This is a genomic window from Herbaspirillum sp. C9C3 (genome assembly GCF_013359625.1).
GTDB lineage: Bacteria > Pseudomonadota > Gammaproteobacteria > Burkholderiales > Burkholderiaceae_D > Herbaspirillum.
This window is the reverse complement of the sequence record NZ_JABFMQ010000001.1, coordinates 1-17,429: the sequence shown is the minus strand read 5'-3', so window position 1 is coordinate 17,429 and position 17,429 is coordinate 1. Positions and strand designations below refer to the sequence as shown.

The following is a 17,429-nucleotide window of genomic DNA, read 5'->3' as shown; positions in this document are numbered from 1 at the left end:
AGGAATCGGGAATCAGGAATCGTGAAGCAGGAACGGCGAGTCCGCCATCACGAAAGACGCAGGCCGCCATCAGCGCAGCCACACCGCCACCACGCCCACGGCCAGCAGTACACAGGCCGCACCCAGCATGCGCAGGCGGCGCCGCATGCCATCCATGATGGCCACCAGTTGCGCATTCTGCTCGGCCAGGGTGTTGATCAGCTGGCTGGCGTCGAGTTGCTCGGCTTCCAGCTGGGCGATGCGCTGGGCCAACTGGCCGAGCTCGCCGCTCACCGGTGCGGCCGGTGCGGCATCGACTGCCGTCTTGGCCTTGCGCGTGCGCGACCACAGCTCACGCGCGCCCTTGACGATACCCGGGGTGGCCTGGACCACATCCCCCCAGGGAATCAATTTGATGGCCGATAGCCAGCTCAATCCCATCTGCACTACTCCTGAAAAAGGGTTGGACAGGGAAAATCAGATACGACTTGTTGCAATTTCGTCGCAAAAACGGCCGAACCGCACTGCCCTGTCTTCTTCTAAGACAGGCAAAATGTCATTTTATCCCGACAAGCTGCAAGCACCCGCCGGCCCTGCGATCTCTGGCCCGCGGCACCGCCTGCGCAGTCTCGCCTTCTGAGAAACTGGAGTCCCCATCGATGAAAGCCCCCCTGTCCCTGCTGGCCGCCGCCCTGTTGCTGTGTGCCGGCAGCGCCTTTGCCGCTGATTGCACCCAGGCCGCCACCCAGGCCGAGATGAACGCTTGTGCCTCGGAGACCTTGACCCATAACGACGCGGACCTCAATACCACTTATATGGCCTATCGCGACAAACTCAACAAGGCACAGCAAAACAAGCTGCGCGAGGTGCAACTGGCCTGGCTGAAGTACCGCGACCTGTCCTGCCGCTTTGAAAGTTCGGCCAGTGCGGGCGGGTCCGCTGCCGCACTGGCCCTGCAAACCTGCCTGGCCGAGAAGACCCGTCACCGTACCGATGAACTGAAGGCGCTGGCAGGCTGCAAGGAAGGCGATCTCAACTGCGTGCGCTAGTCAGGACATAAACTTTCATGCTGTAATGCTCCCGTCTGAAGAATCATACCGATCAGACCCACGAATCCACCTTGCCCCAGGGAGTCTTCCATGAAAAAAATGCTCTTCGCCATGACCTCGTTCGCGCTGGCTGCCCCGCTGCTGCTCAGTTCTCCCGCCATGGCGCAGAACGCCCAGCAGAACAAGATGAAGCAATGTAACGCCGATGCTGCCGGCAAGAAGGGCGACGAGCGCAAGGCTTTCATGTCCTCCTGCCTGAAGAAGGAACAGCCCAAGCCGGCCACCCAGCAGGACAAGATGAAGCAATGTAACGCCGACGCTGCCGGCAAGAAGGGCGATGAGCGCAAGGCTTTCATGTCCTCCTGCCTGAAGAAGAAGTAAGGCGTCCACCGTCATCCGGCCCGGCCCGATCGGGCCGATCAAGCCGATCAACAAAAAACCCGCAAGGCAGCTTGCGGGTTTTTTGTTGTCTGCGCGGCGCCGCGATCAGTGCTGGGCGCGCTTGAAGAAGAACAGGCCGGCGCCCACCAGCATGAGCACCCCGCCGAAGAAACGGTTCTGCGCCTTGATCGCCTTCTGGCTGCGGAAGAAGCGCTGCAAACGGCTGGCCGCGAAGGCATAGCCGTGCATGACCACCAGATCCACCGCCACCATGGTCACGGCCAGCACCAGCAATTGCAGCCACAGCGGGCGCTCGTGGTCGATGAACTGCGGCAGCACCGCCACCATGAAGACAATGCCCTTGGGGTTGGTGGCGTTGGTGAGAAAGCCCGTCATGCAGCGCTGCCACCAGTGCTGGCCGCGCTGGGCGCGGGCCACGGCATTGGCGGCGTCGATGGCTTCGCCTTCCTGCTCGGACGGCACGTGCGCGCGCCACTGCGAGAAACCGAGATAGATCAGGTACAGGGCACCGGCAATCTTGACCACGTTGAAGGCGGTTTCGGAGGCCACCAGCAACGAGCCCACACCGGCACCGGCGATGATGAGAACCACCACCAGCGCAATTTCCAGTCCGAGAATGGTGGCCGTGGTGCGGCGCAGGCCGTAATTGAGACCGTGGCTCATCGACAGCACGGCGCCCGAACCGGGCGAGATGGCAATGAGGCAGGCAGCGAAGAAAAAGGTGATCCAGGTTTGATAAGCCATGAAGAACTCGGTCGGAGGGCGCAGCGTGGAATGGGGAGTCGACCATTATAAGCAAAGCTGCAACGAATGCTTACAAATACACGATGAATTGAAACACTTTGACGTCGTCCTTCAGGTCGACGGCTCGTTATAGGAAGCAAGGCGACACGAAACGATGAAGCGATTACGCAAAATCAAGCGCCGAGCGTAACAACCACTTTCTAAAGGACATTGCCATGAAAACCAAATCCGTCATCGTCGCTTCCCTGCTGACCGCACTGGCCCTGCCGGTGTTCGCCCAGACCGGCAGCACTGCGCCGGCCGCGCCAGCAGCAGCCACGGCCAAGGCGGAAGCCGGCAAGACCGACACCGCACACAAGGCCAAGACCAGCCATCACGCCAAGCACAAGAAGTCGGCCAAGAAGTCCGAAGCCAAGACTGAAAAGAAGGACGCCGCCGATACGGCAGCCAAGACCAAGTAAGACTGTACCGGGCCACTCCCGGTACACCTGACAGACACGCAGCACACACCGTACACACAGTACTACTGACGCAAACAGACACTTGTCTCTGAAAGGACATCACCATGAAAACCAAGACCATCATCCTCGCTTCCCTGCTGTCGGCCCTGACCCTGCCGGTGTTCGCCCAGACCGGCGCAGCAGCGCCCGCCGCTGCCCCGGCCAAGGCCGAAGCCGCCAAGACCGAGACCGCACCGAAGGCCAAGGCGGAACATCACGCCAAGCACAAGAAGTCGGAAAAGAAGGCTGAAGGCAAGACTGCGAAGAAGGCAGAGAAAAAGGCCGAGAAGAAGGAAGCCGCCGGTACTGAAGCCAAGCCGGCAGCTGACGGCGCCGCCAAGTAAGCCGTCCGCAAGGAGCACCACCCCGGGCGCCAGTGTTCTCTGATGCCCGGACATGTCAGGGATGACAGGAGTATCGCCCCCGCACCATGAGGTACGGGGGCGATATTTTTTATATCATTTGGCGTTGTTGATCCAGGCAGCGCTTCGCATCACCGGCTCGATTCAGTCCTGCTGCCAGCGCAAGGCGATGCGCTCCGATGCGGCAGCGGCGGCAATGTCGGCAAAATGCTCGCAGTCCATGCCCACCCCGGCCGCAAACAGCAAGGCTTCACCCGCCCATACCAGCGGCAGATAAGGGCGTTCCCAGGCGGGCACATCGGCGCTCTGGTACTGCTGCTTGAGGCTGCGCGCCGGACGGTTGACGGCCAGCCTGATGCGTTCGCCACCGCTGCGCCCGCACACCAGCAAGGATTGGGCACGCAGCCAGTGCGCATCGAAACCGGGCCGCGCATCCCCTGGCGCAATCGGGTCGAAGTGCAGCGTGCCGTAGAAGGCCGGCACCTGCACCTGCGCCTGCCCGCTCCAGCGCAGCGACAAGGCCGCGCCCTCATCGGGCAGACGGCGGCGCGGTGCCAGGAACACGCGATCGCGATAGCGATGCACTTCGCCATCGGGGTGGGAGACGCACAACTGGGCCTCCACATCGGCCTGCAGCAATTGCGTGCGCATCTCCTGCATCCACGCCGCCGAGGGCATGCGCATGCCGCGCAGTCCGAACCAGTGACGCATCAGATTGAGAAAGCGCTGCTCGCTCAAGGCGCGCAGCGCTGGCATGCGCAGATGATCGTCCTGGCGACATTGCGCCAGATCCTCTTGGGCCACTTCGCGCAGCAACACCTGCGCACCCTGCGCGTGTCCGGCGGCGCGTGCCAGACGTTGCTGATATCCGGGGAAGACCTGAGCGAGCGCGGGCATGACCTGATGACGCAAGGCATTGCGGGTGTAGCGCGGATCGCTGTTGGACTCATCCTCGATCCAGCTCAGCGACCAGGCACGAGCACACGCTTCCAGCTGCGCGCGCGCAAGTGCCAGGAAGGGCCGCGCAATCATGGTCTGCGGATCGCCCAGCAGCGCCGCAGCGGTACTGCATTGATCCATGCCCGACATCCCCGCCAGGCCACTGCCGCGCAGCAGTTGCAGCAGCACGGTTTCGGCCTGGTCGTCGAGATGATGGGCGGTGAGCAGCAGACGTGCGCCGTGCGCCCGGCACAGCCGCCCCAATGCAGCGTAACGCGCCAGCCGCGCCGCTTCTTCCACACCGCTGTCGGCTACCCGCTCCAGCTGCACACGCTCATGCGCGCAGGTGATGCCATGCCGCGCACAACGATCCTCGACATGGGCCAACCAGGCATCCGCATGGGGCGAGAGCCCATGATGCACATGCAGCGCCACCAGTGATGCACCCTGCTCACGTTGCCACTGCGCGGCCACTTCCAGCAAGACCGTGGAATCGAGCCCGCCGCTGAAGGCCACGGCCAGCGTGTCCCGCGCGGGATCGAAACCGGCGGCAGCCAGCGTGGCCTGCAATGCCTGCAATACCTGTGGCAGCTTGCCCGGGGAGGGAGAAAGAAAGGGATGATCGGACATGAGAAAAAGCGGTGCCGGAAAAGACAAACGCCAGCGAAGCAATCGCTGGCGCCTGCAATGACGTGAACGGAACGCGGACGATTACTCGGCCGAATTGAGTTCCTTGAACTTGCCATAGGCCATCAGCTTTTCGTGACGCGCAGCCAGCAGGTCCTTGGTCTTCATGCCCTGGAACTGGCGCAGCGAATCCGACAGCGCGCGCTTGAGCAGTCCGGCCATCTGCTTGGGATCGCGATGGGCGCCGCCCAGCGGCTCGTTGACGATCTTGTCGATGAGGCCAATGGCCTTCAGGCGATGCGCGGTCAGGCCCAGCGCTTCGGCCGCATCGGCGGCGCGGTCGGCGGTCTTCCAGAGGATGGAAGCGCAGCCTTCCGGCGAGATCACCGAATAAGTCGCATATTGCAGCATCAGCACCGAGTCGCCCACGGCGATGGCCAGCGCACCACCGGAACCGCCTTCACCGATGATGGTGGCAATGAGCGGCACCTTCAGCTCGGCCATCACGTAGAGATTGTGGCCGATGGCTTCGGACTGGCCGCGCTCTTCGGCATCGATGCCGGGGAAGGCACCGGGGGTGTCAACGAAGGTAAAAATCGGTAAACCGAACTTTTCGGCGACCTTCATCAGGCGCATGGCCTTGCGATAGCCTTCCGGCTTGGGCATGCCGAAGTTGCGCATGGCGCGTTCCTTGGTGTCGCGCCCCTTCTGGTGGCCGATCACCATGCAGGCCTGGCCGTTGAACCGGGCCAGACCGCCGACGATGGACTGGTCGTCCGCAAAGGTGCGGTCGCCGTGCAGTTCGTGGAAGTCGGTGAAGATCTCGCGCACGTAGTCCATGGTGTAGGGACGCTGCGGATGGCGCGCAATCTGGGAAACCTGCCAGGGCGTGAGCTTGGCGTAGATGTCCTTGGTCAGCTGCTGGCTCTTCTTGACCAGGCGCTCGATCTCTTCGGAGATGTCGACGGCCGAATCGTCCTGTACAAAACGCAACTCTTCAATCTTGGCATCCAGCTCGGCGATGGCCTGCTCGAAGCCCAGAAAAGTCGTTGTCGATTTACTCATTGTGTTCCTTTTTCAACAAGTCCGATCATGCGGCGAGAATCGCTGAAAACGCCGGCCCGGTGCGGGTTGCGGCTCGATGATCCCCGGATGTATCGGTTTGCCTTCAAATCTTGGGAGGTGCGGAGTATACACCAGCGCAGACCCTGCACGGCAGGTCTGCCCGCGCCCTCTTCCCCTTGGTTCAATAATCGGAGGGCACCGGATCGAGGCTGCGCCACAGATACCAGGTGGCCACGGTGCGCCACGGTTCCCAGTTCGCAGCGACTTCCCGCGCATCGCTGCGCGAGACCGGTTCTCCCGAGAAATAACTGACGCTGATGCCCTTGAGCAATCCCAGGTCATCCAGCGGCAGCACGTTCGGGCGCAGCAGATTAAATATCAAAAACATCTCGGCTGTCCAGCGGCCGATCCCACGGATCTGGATCATCTCGGCAATGACGGCTTCGTCTTCCATCTCCGCCCATTTGTCGGGATGCACCGTCTTGGCCTTGAAATGCGCTGCCAGGTCGAGGATGTATTCGGCCTTGCGCTTGGACAGACCGCAAGTGGCCAGTCCGTCGGCTCCGGTACGCATCACCTGGGCCGGCGTGCAGCGCGGACAGGCTTCCAGGAAGCGCTGCCAGACCGCATTGGCGGCCTTGGTCGAGATCTGCTGGCCGATCACCGAGCGCGCCAACGTGGTGAAGGCGTCGCCGCGCACCGTCAGTTGCAGATCCCCGAACTGCGGGATGATCTTGCGCATGATGCGGTCACGCTTCATCAGCTCGGCCTTGGCCTCTTCCCAGTAGGCCGGCACGATCAGGCTGGGATCGGCTTCGCTGGCTTTTCGGTTGGTATTCAAATCAAGCTCTCCGCCATTCGGTCAGGCCGCCCGGTTTGTCTTCCAGAATGATGCCGGCCTCGGTCAGCACGGCGCGAAGTCGGTCGGCTTCGGCGAAGTCCTTGCCTGCCTTGGCTGCCTTGCGCGCTTCAATCAAGGCTTCGATCTCGGCCTGGCCCAGACCGTCGGCCGCCGCCACGCCACCCTTGAGGTACTCGTCCGGTGCGCGCTGCAACAGGCCGAGGATACCGGCCAGCGCCTTCAACTGGCGCGCCTGCACCGGCGAACGGTCACGGTTGACTTCATTGGCCAGCTCGAAGAGCACCGACACCGCCATTGGCGTGTTGAAGTCATCGTTCAGGGCCTCTGTGAACCTTTGTGCATGGGACTCGTCGGCCAGCAGGCCGCCCGCTTCCGGCGGTACATCCTTCAAGGCCGTGTACAGGCGGGTGAGCGCCTGGCGGGCATCGTCCAGATGCGCATCCGAGTAGTTCAGCGGGCTGCGGTAGTGGGCGCGCAAGATGAAGAAACGTAACACTTCCGGGTCGTACTTCTTGAGCACGTCGCGAATGGTAAAGAAGTTGCCCAGGGACTTGGACATCTTCTCGTTGTCGATGCGCACGAAGCCGTTGTGCATCCAGTAGTTCACGAAGGTGTGCTGGTGCGCCCCCTCGGACTGGGCGATCTCGTTTTCGTGATGCGGAAACTGCAGGTCCTGGCCGCCGCCGTGGATGTCGAAGTGGTCGCCCAGCAGATCGCTGGACATGGCCGAGCACTCGATGTGCCAGCCCGGACGACCGCAACCCCAGGGCGAATCCCACTTGGCCTCGTCCGGCTCGCTGGGCTTGGCCGCCTTCCAGAGCACGAAGTCCAGCGGATCGCGCTTGCCGGTGTTCACATCGACCCGTTCGCCGGCGCGCAGGTCGTCCAGCGACTTGCCGGAGAGCTTGCCGTAGCCGGGGAAGTCACGCACCGAATAGTTCACATCGCCATCGCTGGCCTTGTAGGCCAGGCCGTTCTTTTCCAGCTTGCCGATCAGGTCCAGCATCTTCGGCACGTATTTGGTCGCACGCGGCTCATGGTCGGGACGCTGCACGCCCAGGGCGGCGGCATCCTCGTTCATGGCATCGATGAAGCGATTGGTCAGCTGGGCGATGGTTTCGCCGTTCTCGGCGGCACGATGAATGATCTTGTCGTCAATATCGGTGATGTTGCGCACATAGGTCACGGCATAGCCGCAGGCGCGCAGCCAGCGCTGCACCATGTCGAACACCACCAGCACGCGCGCATGGCCGATATGGCAATAGTCATACACGGTCATGCCGCACACGTACAAGCGCACCTTGCCGGGTTCGATCGGGGAAAAGGTCTGCTTGTCACGCGCCAGCGTGTTGTAAATCTTGAGCTCGCTCATGGGATGGGAATTCTGGGGTTGGCGTTGCCGCAACGGGCGACGGGTTCATGCAGTTTGCGTAGGGCTGACACCGGCATGAAGCGCGGCGCTGGCAGGCCCCTGCCTGGGATTCATTGTTCTAGCAGCAATTGCAACATGAACGGATCACGGTAGCCAAACCTCTTTTTGTATTACTTGTTTGATATAAAATGCCAGCTTTCTTCGAATTTCTTCGAGTATAGCATCGATAAAACCATGGCCCCAGAATCACAAGAACAGACATCCATTCATGGTTTGCGCGGTTTGATCAGCAAGACTGCCCACAAGACGGCAGTGTTGTCCAGCCTGGTGGCGGCCCTCTTCGGGGTGCCCGCCACGCTTGCGCATGCCAGTGAAATGTCTGACATCAACAAGCTGATGCGGGCCGGACAGTATGCCGAAGCACTGACCAAGACCGATGCCGTACTGGCCAAACACCCGCGCGATGCGCAACTGCGTTTCACGAAGGGACTGATCTTAGCAGAACAAAACCGTTCTGCCGAGGCCATTGCCGTGTTCACCAAGCTGACCGAGGACTTCCCCGATCTGCCCGAACCGTACAACAACCTGGCCGTGCTGTACGCGGCCGATGGCCAGTACGACAAGGCGCGGGCTGCGCTGGACATGGCCATGCGCACCAACCCGACCTATGCGACGGCACTGGAGAACCTGGGCGACGTCTACGCCAAGATGGCCAGCCAGGCCTATGACAAGGCCTTGCAGATCGATCCGGGTGCCAACGTCCCGCAGCCCAAGCTGACGCTGTTGCGCTCGCTCAACGGCAACACCACCGGTGGCACGGTACCGCGCCTGGCCTCGGCCGCCTCCGCCCAGCGCGATGCCAAGGCCAAGGCCGACGCCAACGCCGCCGAGCAGCAGCAGCGCGCCAAGGCCCTGGCGGCCGAGAAGCTGGCCCAGCAGGCCGCCGCCGACCGCGCCGAGGCCGAGAAGACCGCCATCGCCAAGGCCACCAGCGAAAAGGAAAAGGCCGCAGCCGACAAGGCGGCAGCGGAAAGAGCCGCAGCCGAGAAGGCCGCAGCCGACAAGGCTGCTGCGGAAAAGGCGGCCGCCGAGAAGGCCGCCGCCGAGCGCGCCAAGGCCGAGAAAGCCCGTGCCGAGCAACTGGCCGCCGAACAGGCGCAGGCTCAGAAGGCCGCGGCCGACAAGGCTGCCGCCGAACAGAAGCAGAAGGAACTGCAAGCCCGCAAGGACAAGGAACAAGCCGACAAGCTGGCCCGCGAGCAAGCCGCCCGCGCCGAGAAGGAAAAGGCCGCCCAGGCTGCCGCTGAAAAAGCCAGGGCGGACAAGCTGGCTGCGGCCGAGAAGGCAAAAGCCGAGAAGCAGGCTGCGGCCGACAAGGCCAAGGCGGAGAAACTGGCCGCCGCCGACAAGGCGCGTGCCGACAAGGTCCACGCCGACAAGGAAAAGGCCAGCGCCGAACAGGACAAGGCCGCCGTGCTGGCCGCCCTGAGTGGCTGGGCCAAGGCCTGGAGCGACAAGGACGTGCGCGGCTATCTGGGCCATTATGCCGGCGACTTCGATACGCCCCGTGGCGCCTCCCGCAAGGAATGGGCCGAAGAGCGCCGCGCCCGCATCGAGGACAAGGGCCACATCAGCGTCAAGGTCAGCAATGCCTCGGTCACCATCAATGGCAACACCGCGACCGTGCGCTATCGCCAGATATATAATTCGGATCGGCTGACGGTGGACAGCCGCAAGACCCTGATCTTCGTCAAACAGGGCAATCGATGGCTGATCAAACAGGAACGATCGGGAGGGTAATTGGTGGCTAGCGCTTTGCAAGGGCGTCCCGCGCGCATGCTGGGACGCCTGTTGATGTTGTGCCTGGCAGGTCTGCCTGCCATGGGCAGCGTGGCATCCTCGTCGGCCCTTGCGCCGCCCGCCAATACGGTGGGCGCAGCGGCCATCAAGCCGGATCCGGAAGCCCTGCTCATCGATATCTACAAGGATCTTGGCGCCGACCGCCTGCACCAGGCGCAGGCCAAGGCCGACGCCTTGGTCGCGGCCTATCCGACCTTCCGACTGGGCCACCTGGTGCGCGGCGATCTGCTGCTCATGCACGCGCGTCCGGTGCGCAATTTCGGCGCCATGGCCGATGGCCCCAGCGACAAGCTCAAGGAACTGCGCGATGAAGCCATGGTGCGCATTCGCTCGCTGCAGGAAAAACCGGATCCCGCGCTCATTCCCAAGCCCGTGCTGCAGCTGGGCGAGGACCAGAAGAACGTGCTGGTCGTCGATACCACCCGCTCGCGCCTGTACGTCTACGAGAACCAGGGTGGCGACCTGAAGTATGTGAGCGACTACTACATTTCGCAGGGGCGCCTGGGCGCCAACAAGACCAAGTCCGGCGACCAGCGCACCCCTATCGGGGTGTATTACATCAACAACCGCATCCCCGGCCCCAAGCTGCCGGACTTCTATGGCACGGGTGCGCTGCCGCTGTCCTATCCCAATGAATGGGACAAGCGCAATGGCCGCAGCGGCTACGGCATCTGGCTGCATGGCACGCCCTCGGACAACTTCAGCCGCCCGCCGCTGTCTTCGGATGGTTGCGTGGTGCTGGCCAACCCGGACCTGCAGAGCCTGTATTCGACCGCCGAGGTCGGCAAGACGGTAGTGGTCATCAGCCAGCACGTGCAGTTCGTCAACAAGGATGCGCTGATCAAGGAACGTGACGCCGCCTCGGCCATGCTGGAACAATGGAGCCAGTCGCTGGAGGATGCCGATGCCGAGAAGGTGCTGTCGTATTACTCGCCGGAATTCCGCTCGGCCCAGGGCGAGAACCTGGCCACCTGGTTCGGTCGCCAGCAGAAGAGTCTGAACGGCGCGCGCTATACCAGTGTCAAACTGCGCGATGTCAGCCTGTTCCGCTATCCCGGCGCACCGGAAGACATGATCGTCAGCACTTTCACCCAGGAAAGTGCGGTCGGCAAGAGCAAGAACGCGATCCGCAAGCGCCAGTACTGGGTGCGTGAAGGATCGCAATGGAAAATCATTTACGAAGGCAACGCATGATCCTCTCCCGTCGTCATCTGCTGCGCATGGCAGCAGCGTTTTCCCTGTCGGCCACGCTGGCCGCGCCGGTCCTGGCCGCCAATGCCCCGCGCGTGCTGCTCAAGACCAGCATGGGTGACATCACCCTGGAACTCAATCCCGAAAAGGCCCCGGTCTCGGTCGACAATTTCATCAAGTACGTCAAGAAGGGCCAGTACAACGGCACCGTGTTCCACCGCGTCATCAACGGCTTCATGATCCAGGGCGGCGGCTACGACCAGAACATGCGTGAGAAGCCCACCGAGGCCCCCATCAAAAACGAGGCCAATAACGGTTTGAAGAACGAGGTTTATACTGTGGCGATGGCGCGCACGTCGGCACCGCATTCGGCCACGGCCCAGTTCTTCATCAATGTGGCGGACAACCGCTTCCTGAACTACCCCGGCCAGGACGGCTGGGGCTATGCCGTCTTCGGCAAGGTCATCGCCGGCACTGACGTGGTCGACAAAATCAAGCAGGTGCGCACCGGCGCCGGCGATGTGCCGGCCACTCCCGTGGTGATCGAGTCGGCCACCCTGCTCAAGTAAGGCCGGCGTCTCGTCGCGCAGCCAAGGCGGGCCCAAGTCGCCCGCCGGTTTTTTTATTTCCCCCACCAGCAAAGGAATTCATCATGGCAGTTCTGCTCACCACCAACCACGGCGCAATCAAGATCGAACTGGATGCGGAAAAAGCCCCCAAGACCGTTGAGAACTTCCTGGCCTACGTCAACGCCGGTCACTACAATGGCACCATCTTCCACCGCGTCATCGACGGTTTCATGATCCAGGGCGGCGGCTTCGAACCCGGCATGAAGCAGAAGGAAACCCGCGATCCGATCGAGAACGAAGCCAAGAACGGCTTGAAGAACGAGCCCTACACCCTGGCCATGGCACGCACTGCCGCCCCGCACTCGGCCTCGGCGCAGTTCTTCATCAACGTCAAGAACAACAGCTTCCTGGACTACCCGGGCCAGGACGGCTGGGGCTACTGCGTCTTCGGCAAGGTCGTCGAAGGCACTGAAGTGGTCGACAAGATCAAGGGTGTCAAGACCACCCGCGCCGGCATGTTCGCCGACGTCCCGGCGGAAGATGTGGTGATCGAGAAGGCAGAAGTGGTCTGAGCCTGATCCTGACCGCTGACTTCATCGACCATGACTGATTTCCAGTTCATGCAGAAAGCGCAACCGACGGTTGCGCTTTTTGTTTCCGACCTCCATTTGCAGGCCGCCCTGCCCCGCACCACCGAGGCTTTCCTGGCCTTCCTGCAAAGCCACGCGGTACAGACGCAGCAACTGTACTTGTTAGGTGACGTGTTCGAGTACTGGGCCGGTGACGACGACCGTACTGCTCCCTACAACCAACTGATTGCTGATGCACTGAGAACTGTACAGGGCCACGGCGTGCAACTGTACTGGATGGCGGGAAACCGCGATTTCCTGGTCGGACAGGATTTTGCCGATGCCGCCGGGCTGACGCTGCTGGCGGACCCGCACGTCATCACCGTGGCAGGCCGCACCCTGGCGCTGGCACACGGCGACGCGCAATGCACCGATGACCAGGCCTACATGGCCTTTCGCGCGCAGGTGCGCCAGCCGGCCTACCAGCAGCAGTTCCTGTCCATGCCGCTGGCGCAGCGCAAGGCCATCATCGAAGGCATCCGCAAGAACAGCCAGGACGCCAACCAGAGCAAGGACATGGCGATCATGGATGTGAACGCCGGCGCCATCGATGCGCTCTTCGCGCAGACCGGCACCGACGTGCTGATCCACGGGCACACGCACCGCCCTGCCCTGCATCGACTCGGTGATGGCAAGCTGCGCTATGTCTTGCCGGATTGGGAATATGACGTGGAGACGCCGCGTGGCGGCTGGATCAGCCTGACAGCCGATGGCGTACTGCATCGGCATGGCGTGGACGGACGCGAGATCGCCTGATCCCGCGTTGCACTTCATCGCAGCCGGATTGTACCGGCTGCGCTTTCCTCATCAATCGACCAGCCGGTTCAGTTGCGCGGCGTCGAATTGCCCAGCCTCTTCCAGGCGTCGACAGCCTATCCCCGCACCCTGCAAGGCGGCCAGCACGGCTTCCAGTTGCTGCTCCTGGGCGGCGACTTGATTGATGAGTCCGTGCAATGCCTTGGAAAGCGGATCATCGCCATTGGGCATCACCCCGTAGGCTGCGAACAGGCGGGCTGCCGCCTGTTCACGCGCGGTCGGCGCGGCATTGCGCTCGACGATGCGCGCCGGGTTGCCTACCGCCGTCGCTCCCGCCGGCACTTCTTTGGTGACCACCGCATTGGAGCCGACCTTGGCGCCATCTCCCACCGTAAAGCCGCCCAGCACCTTGGCTCCGGCACCGATGATGACGCCGCGTCCCAAGGTGGGATGACGCTTGGCGCCCTTGGCCAGCGACGTCCCGCCCAGGGTCACACCCTGGTAGATGGTGGAATCGTCGCCGACAATGGCAGTCTCGCCGATCACCACGCCCATGCCATGGTCGATGAAGACGCGGCGGCCGATGGTTGCGCCCGGATGGATCTCGATGCCGGTGAGCGTGCGGCCGATCTGCGAGATGAAGCGGCCCAGCCATTTCAGATCGGCCTGCCAGCAAGCCTGGGCCCAGCGATGCAGGATCACCGCGTGCAGACCGGGATAACAGGTCAGCACCTCCCAGCTGTTGCGCGCGGCGGGATCGCGCTCGCGGATGCTGGCGATGTCTTCTCTGAGTCGGCTGAACATGGTGTGCTTCCTGAAACGTTGAAAGAAAAAGTGCTGCAAAAAAAAATCGCCGGACGCAAAGTCCGGCGATGGTGTCATGCGGGGATGACCGGACTTACCTGGGCAAGCGCTGGCGTCGCGCCTCGTACAGACAGACGCCGGAGGCCACGGAGACGTTGAGGCTCTCGACCGAACCGAACATGGGGATGTTGACCAGCACGTCGCAGGTCTCACGGGTGAGACGGCGCATGCCTTCGCCTTCGGAGCCCATCACCAGTGCGGTGGGGCCGGTGAAGTCGCCTTCGTACAGCCCCTTCTCGGCATCATCCGTGGTACCGATGATCCACACGCCGCGCTCCTTCAGGTCGCGCATGGTGCGCGCCAGGTTGGTGACGGTGATGTAGGGCACGGTGTCGGAGGCGCCGCTGGAGACCTTCATGGCCGTGGCATTGAGCCCCACGGCGCGGTCCTTGGGAGCGATCACGGCATGCGCGCCGGCACCGTCGGCCACGCGCAGGCAGGCACCCAGGTTGTGCGGATCGGTGATGCCGTCGAGGATCAGCAGCAGCGGCGGACCGACCACGGCGTCCAGCAGTTCATCGAGGGTGCGCGCCAGCGACAGCGCGGCGGCCTTGGCCACCACGCCCTGGTGACGGCGCGTGCCGACCATGGCGGCCAGGCGCTGGTCGTCGGCCTGGATGATGCGCACATTGGCTTCCTTGGCGGCATGCAGCAAATCCAGCATGCGGCGGTCGCGGCGCTCGGCATCCACGTAGATCTCTTCCACCGAGGAAGCCTCGTGGCGGATGCGGGAGGTCACGGCATGGAAGCCGAAAATCATTTTGCTCTTCATAGATCCTGCTTGTGTCTTTCGTCTTGCTTGGGGCATCTGCCCATCGTTCCATCAAACCCGGCCTGTGCGGTACCCAAGACCGGGGACATGCTCATCGCTTCTTCTTGCCCTTGCTGTAAGCCTTGGCGGCCGCGCGCTTGCGGTCAGCGTCGCCAGGACGTGCCGCGCTGGTGCGCGCCGCACCGGCCTTGGCCTTGGCACCGCCCTTGGGCTTGCTGCCGGCGGCGGCTGCGGCCGGCTTGGCCACTGCGCCCTTCTTGCCGCGCGCGGCGGGCTGTGCGGCGTCCTGGGCCTGCCTGCTGCCACCGGACTTGCCACGCGCAGCGTTTTCGGCGCGCTTGGCTTCGTTCTTGATCAGCGTGCGGATACCCGGTTCGTTGACCAGGGCCAGATCGATCTTGCGCGCATCCAGATCCACCCGGCTGACCTGCACGGTGACGCGGTCGGTCAACTGGTAGCGGATGCCGGTACGTTCGCCGCGCAGTTCGTGGCGCGCCTCGTCGTACTGGAAGTAATCGGCGCCCAGTTCGGTGACGTGCACCAGACCCTCGATATACAGCGCATCGAGCTGCACGAAGATGCCGAAGGTGGCCACACCGGCGATGGTGCCGGTGAACTCCTCGCCCAGCTTGTCGCGGATGAAGTAGCACTTGAGCCAGGCTTCCACGTCCCGCGAGGCCTCGTCGGCACGGCGCTCATTGGCCGAGCAGTGCAGGCCCAGCGCTTCCCAGATCGCCAGCGCGCTTTCGCCGCGCGGCTTCTTGCCGGCCGCCTTGTCGGTGGCGCGCTGCAGTGCCTGCGCCTTGCGCGCCGCCGGTGAGATCGAGGTGTTGAGCGCACTGCTGTCGATGCCCTTGGGCTCGTAGCGCTTGCCTTGCAGCACGGCCTTGATGGCACGGTGCGTCAGCAGATCGGGGTAGCGGCGGATCGGACTGGTGAAGTGCGCATAGGACTCATAGGACAGGCCGAAGTGACCGATGTTGTCGGGGCTGTAGACCGCCTGCTGCATCGAGCGCAGCAGCATGGTCTGGATCAGCACTGCATCCGGACGCGCCTTGACCTTGGGCATGAGCTCGGCATAGTCCGACGCGCTGGGGGTGTCGCCACCGCCCAGAGTCAGGCCGACCTGCTTGAGGAAGGTACGCAACTGGGTCAGCTTTTCCTTGGTCGGGCCGGCGTGGATGCGATAGAGCGCCGGGTGATCGTGGCGCTTGAGGAGGTCGGCCGCACAGACGTTGGCGGCCAGCATGCACTCTTCGATCAGGCGGTGTGCATCGTTGCGGGTGCGCGGCAGGATCTTCTCGATCTTGCCGGCGGCGTTGCAGACGATGTAGGTCTCGGTGGTCTCGAAGTCAATGGCACCGCGCGCCTGGCGGGACGTCAGCAGCGCCTGGAAGACTTCGTAGAGGTGCGTCAGGTGCGGTACCAGACCGATGCGGCGCGCCGCTTCAGGGCCCTTGGTGTTGGCCAGGATGGAAGCCACTTCGGTATAGGTCAGGCGCGCTGCCGAGTGAATCACGGCCGGGTAGAACTGATAGGCCTTGATCTCGCCCTTGGCGGTGATGACGGCATCGCACACCAGGGTCAGGCGGTCGACGTCCGGGTTCAGCGAGCACAGGCCGTTGGAGAGTTTTTCCGGCAGCATCGGGATGACCCGGCGCGGGAAATACACCGAGGTGCTGCGCTCCAGCGCATCCGCGTCGAGGGCGTCATTGGGCTTGACGTAGTGGCTCACGTCGGCAATCGCGACGATCAGGCGATAGCCCTTGGTGCGGCCGATCTTGACCGGTTCGCAGTAGACTGCATCGTCGAAGTCACGCGCGTCTTCGCCATCGATGGTGACCAGCGGCACGTCGCGCAGGTCGACGCGATCCTTGAGGTCGGCGGCCTTGACTTCGCTGGGCAGCTTGGAAGACAGCTTCTTGGCGGCTTCCGAGAATTCGTGCGGTACGCCGTACTTGCGCACGGCGATTTCGATTTCCATGCCGGGGTCGTCGATGTCACCGAGGATCTCGACGATCTTGCCCACCGGTTGCGTGTAGCGGGACGGATGCTCGGTCAGCTCCACGCTCACCACCTGCCCGGCCTTGGCCTTGCCCGGGGGGCCGGCCAGCAGCACATCGTGGCCGATGCGCTTGTCTTCGGGGGCGACCACCCAGACGCCGTTCTCATTCAACAGGCGGCCGATCACGTGGGTATTGGCGCGCTCGACCACTTCGACGATGGTGCCTTCGGGGCGGCCGCGGCGGTCGGTGCCGGTGATGCGAGCCTGCACGCGGTCGCCGTGCATGACCTTCTGCATTTCCTTCTCGGGAAGGAAGAGGTCATCGGTCCCTTCATCGGGCAGCAGGAAACCGAAGCCATCGCGATGGGCCGAGACGCGGCCCAGGATGAAATCGGGCGAGTGGGTCAGCTTGTAGTTGCCGGCGCGGTCCGGCTTGATCTGGCCGTCGCGTTCCATGGCGTTGAGGCGGCGCGTCAGGCCATCCATTTCTTCAGGCTTGACGCCAAGCGCAGCGGCCAGTGCGGCAACGTTTTGCGCGCCCGAGGAAGTACGCAGGATGCCGAGGATCTCTTCCCGGCTGGGAATGGAATAGGGGAATTGGCTCAAAAGTTTCGTTTCGCGCAATTGTTATAAATGCCGAGGCGAAGACTGCCCAGGCGAACGGAAGTCCTTAGTGTAACGGAGTTGCGCCCATTTACCTAACCGCAATACGGGGGTAAAAAGCCGGGTCGGCATCGTATTGCAACGAAATTTGCGTCATGGGGATGAAAATGTTGTTGACAGCAGCTTCAGACCGACTATAATCACGGTCTTCGCTTTACAGCGCAGCCCACGTGGCGGAATTGGTAGACGCGCATGGTTCAGGTCCATGTGCCGCGAGGT

At 63.0% G+C, this 17,429-nt stretch carries 18 protein-coding genes; 9 read left to right on the top strand and 9 right to left on the bottom strand.

The window, feature by feature from the left end:
• Window positions 1–69: 69 nt before the first annotated feature.
• Window positions 70–420: a hypothetical protein gene (locus tag HNO82_RS00090; protein ID WP_175342375.1), complete on the bottom strand. Its 351-nt coding sequence runs from the start codon at window positions 418–420 to the stop codon at window positions 70–72.
• A 218-nt stretch (window positions 421–638) separates the two neighbouring features.
• Here HNO82_RS00090 and HNO82_RS00085 point away from each other — a divergent pair, with 218 nt between their 5' ends.
• Together HNO82_RS00085 and HNO82_RS00080 are read left to right on the top strand one after the other, a co-directional pair.
• Entirely contained in the window at window positions 639–1,028 is a 390-nt protein-coding gene (locus tag HNO82_RS00085; RefSeq protein ID WP_175342374.1) for a lysozyme inhibitor LprI family protein, read from the top strand.
• 90 nt (window positions 1,029–1,118) lie between these two features.
• Entirely contained in the window at window positions 1,119–1,409 is a 291-nt protein-coding gene (locus tag HNO82_RS00080; protein ID WP_008327861.1) for a PsiF family protein, read from the top strand.
• Between the two features lie 105 nt (window positions 1,410–1,514).
• Here HNO82_RS00080 and HNO82_RS00075 read toward each other — a convergent pair whose 3' ends face one another.
• Window positions 1,515–2,174 (bottom strand): LysE family transporter, encoded by a 660-nt coding sequence (locus HNO82_RS00075; protein ID WP_175342373.1) that lies wholly within the window; start codon window positions 2,172–2,174, stop codon window positions 1,515–1,517.
• Window positions 2,175–2,389: 215 nt separating this feature from the next.
• On the opposite strand from HNO82_RS00075, the gene HNO82_RS00070 reads away from it, so the two are divergent.
• Together HNO82_RS00070 and HNO82_RS00065 are read left to right on the top strand one after the other, a co-directional pair.
• Window positions 2,390–2,635: a hypothetical protein gene (locus tag HNO82_RS00070; RefSeq protein ID WP_008327851.1), complete on the top strand. Its 246-nt coding sequence runs from the start codon at window positions 2,390–2,392 to the stop codon at window positions 2,633–2,635.
• Between the two features lie 104 nt (window positions 2,636–2,739).
• Entirely contained in the window at window positions 2,740–3,018 is a 279-nt protein-coding gene (locus tag HNO82_RS00065; protein ID WP_008327850.1) for a hypothetical protein, read from the top strand.
• A 162-nt stretch (window positions 3,019–3,180) separates the two neighbouring features.
• On the opposite strand, the gene tilS is transcribed toward HNO82_RS00065, so the two are convergent.
• From tilS to cysS, 4 genes are all read right to left on the bottom strand, one after another.
• The gene (tilS, locus tag HNO82_RS00060; RefSeq protein ID WP_175342372.1) at window positions 3,181–4,605 is read right to left on the bottom strand and encodes a tRNA lysidine(34) synthetase TilS; all 1,425 of its coding nucleotides are present in this window, start codon (window positions 4,603–4,605) and stop codon (window positions 3,181–3,183) included.
• Window positions 4,606–4,686: 81 nt separating this feature from the next.
• Complete coding sequence (locus HNO82_RS00055; protein WP_008327848.1) at window positions 4,687–5,667, bottom strand: acetyl-CoA carboxylase carboxyltransferase subunit alpha; 981 nt, start codon at window positions 5,665–5,667, stop codon at window positions 4,687–4,689.
• A gap of 181 nt (window positions 5,668–5,848) precedes the next feature.
• Window positions 5,849–6,508 (bottom strand): DNA-3-methyladenine glycosylase family protein, encoded by a 660-nt coding sequence (locus HNO82_RS00050; RefSeq protein ID WP_008327845.1) that lies wholly within the window; start codon window positions 6,506–6,508, stop codon window positions 5,849–5,851.
• Window position 6,509: 1 nt separating this feature from the next.
• Complete coding sequence (gene cysS / locus HNO82_RS00045; protein WP_008327831.1) at window positions 6,510–7,901, bottom strand: cysteine--tRNA ligase; 1,392 nt, start codon at window positions 7,899–7,901, stop codon at window positions 6,510–6,512.
• 234 nt (window positions 7,902–8,135) lie between these two features.
• Here cysS and HNO82_RS00040 point away from each other — a divergent pair, with 234 nt between their 5' ends.
• The 5 genes from HNO82_RS00040 to HNO82_RS00020 all read left to right on the top strand — a co-directional run bounded on the left by HNO82_RS00040 (window position 8,136) and on the right by HNO82_RS00020 (window position 12,906).
• Window positions 8,136–9,701, top strand: a complete 1,566-nt coding sequence (locus HNO82_RS00040) for a YybH family protein (RefSeq protein WP_175342371.1) — start codon at window positions 8,136–8,138, stop codon at window positions 9,699–9,701.
• Between the two features lie 36 nt (window positions 9,702–9,737).
• On the top strand, window positions 9,738–10,955 hold the full coding sequence (locus tag HNO82_RS00035) for a L,D-transpeptidase family protein (protein ID WP_008327828.1): 1,218 nt from the start codon (window positions 9,738–9,740) through the stop codon (window positions 10,953–10,955).
• Complete coding sequence (locus HNO82_RS00030; RefSeq protein WP_008327827.1) at window positions 10,952–11,521, top strand: peptidylprolyl isomerase; 570 nt, start codon at window positions 10,952–10,954, stop codon at window positions 11,519–11,521. The genes HNO82_RS00035 and HNO82_RS00030 overlap by 4 nt, the downstream gene beginning before the upstream one ends.
• An 83-nt stretch (window positions 11,522–11,604) precedes the next feature.
• A complete protein-coding gene (locus HNO82_RS00025; RefSeq protein ID WP_175342370.1) occupies window positions 11,605–12,093 on the top strand; it encodes a peptidylprolyl isomerase in 489 nt (162 codons plus the stop codon).
• Between the two features lie 30 nt (window positions 12,094–12,123).
• Window positions 12,124–12,906, top strand: coding sequence for a UDP-2,3-diacylglucosamine diphosphatase (locus HNO82_RS00020; RefSeq protein WP_175342369.1), 783 nt, complete (start codon window positions 12,124–12,126; stop codon window positions 12,904–12,906).
• Window positions 12,907–12,957: 51 nt separating this feature from the next.
• Here HNO82_RS00020 and cysE read toward each other — a convergent pair whose 3' ends face one another.
• The 3 genes from cysE to rnr form a co-directional block, all read right to left on the bottom strand.
• Window positions 12,958–13,710, bottom strand: coding sequence for a serine O-acetyltransferase (cysE, locus tag HNO82_RS00015; RefSeq protein ID WP_175342368.1), 753 nt, complete (start codon window positions 13,708–13,710; stop codon window positions 12,958–12,960).
• Window positions 13,711–13,804: 94 nt separating this feature from the next.
• A complete protein-coding gene (gene rlmB / locus HNO82_RS00010; RefSeq protein ID WP_008327819.1) occupies window positions 13,805–14,542 on the bottom strand; it encodes a 23S rRNA (guanosine(2251)-2'-O)-methyltransferase RlmB in 738 nt (245 codons plus the stop codon).
• A 91-nt stretch (window positions 14,543–14,633) separates the two neighbouring features.
• Complete coding sequence (rnr, locus tag HNO82_RS00005) at window positions 14,634–17,153, bottom strand: ribonuclease R (RefSeq protein ID WP_175342367.1); 2,520 nt, start codon at window positions 17,151–17,153, stop codon at window positions 14,634–14,636.
• Window positions 17,154–17,429: the final 276 nt, after the last annotated feature.

Coding starts and splice junctions, on each gene's coding strand:
- HNO82_RS00090 (WP_175342375.1), bottom strand. CDS start 420: ATGGGATTGAGCTGGCTATCGGCCATCAAATTGATTCCCTGGGGGGAT.
- HNO82_RS00085 (WP_175342374.1), top strand. CDS start 639: ATGAAAGCCCCCCTGTCCCTGCTGGCCGCCGCCCTGTTGCTGTGTGCC.
- HNO82_RS00080 (WP_008327861.1), top strand. CDS start 1,119: ATGAAAAAAATGCTCTTCGCCATGACCTCGTTCGCGCTGGCTGCCCCG.
- HNO82_RS00075 (WP_175342373.1), bottom strand. CDS start 2,174: ATGGCTTATCAAACCTGGATCACCTTTTTCTTCGCTGCCTGCCTCATT.
- HNO82_RS00070 (WP_008327851.1), top strand. CDS start 2,390: ATGAAAACCAAATCCGTCATCGTCGCTTCCCTGCTGACCGCACTGGCC.
- HNO82_RS00065 (WP_008327850.1), top strand. CDS start 2,740: ATGAAAACCAAGACCATCATCCTCGCTTCCCTGCTGTCGGCCCTGACC.
- tilS (WP_175342372.1), bottom strand. CDS start 4,605: ATGTCCGATCATCCCTTTCTTTCTCCCTCCCCGGGCAAGCTGCCACAG.
- HNO82_RS00055 (WP_008327848.1), bottom strand. CDS start 5,667: ATGAGTAAATCGACAACGACTTTTCTGGGCTTCGAGCAGGCCATCGCC.
- cysS (WP_008327831.1), bottom strand. CDS start 7,901: ATGAGCGAGCTCAAGATTTACAACACGCTGGCGCGTGACAAGCAGACC.
- HNO82_RS00040 (WP_175342371.1), top strand. CDS start 8,136: ATGGCCCCAGAATCACAAGAACAGACATCCATTCATGGTTTGCGCGGT.
- HNO82_RS00035 (WP_008327828.1), top strand. CDS start 9,738: ATGCTGGGACGCCTGTTGATGTTGTGCCTGGCAGGTCTGCCTGCCATG.
- HNO82_RS00030 (WP_008327827.1), top strand. CDS start 10,952: ATGATCCTCTCCCGTCGTCATCTGCTGCGCATGGCAGCAGCGTTTTCC.
- HNO82_RS00025 (WP_175342370.1), top strand. CDS start 11,605: ATGGCAGTTCTGCTCACCACCAACCACGGCGCAATCAAGATCGAACTG.
- HNO82_RS00020 (WP_175342369.1), top strand. CDS start 12,124: ATGACTGATTTCCAGTTCATGCAGAAAGCGCAACCGACGGTTGCGCTT.
- cysE (WP_175342368.1), bottom strand. CDS start 13,710: ATGTTCAGCCGACTCAGAGAAGACATCGCCAGCATCCGCGAGCGCGAT.
- rlmB (WP_008327819.1), bottom strand. CDS start 14,542: ATGAAGAGCAAAATGATTTTCGGCTTCCATGCCGTGACCTCCCGCATC.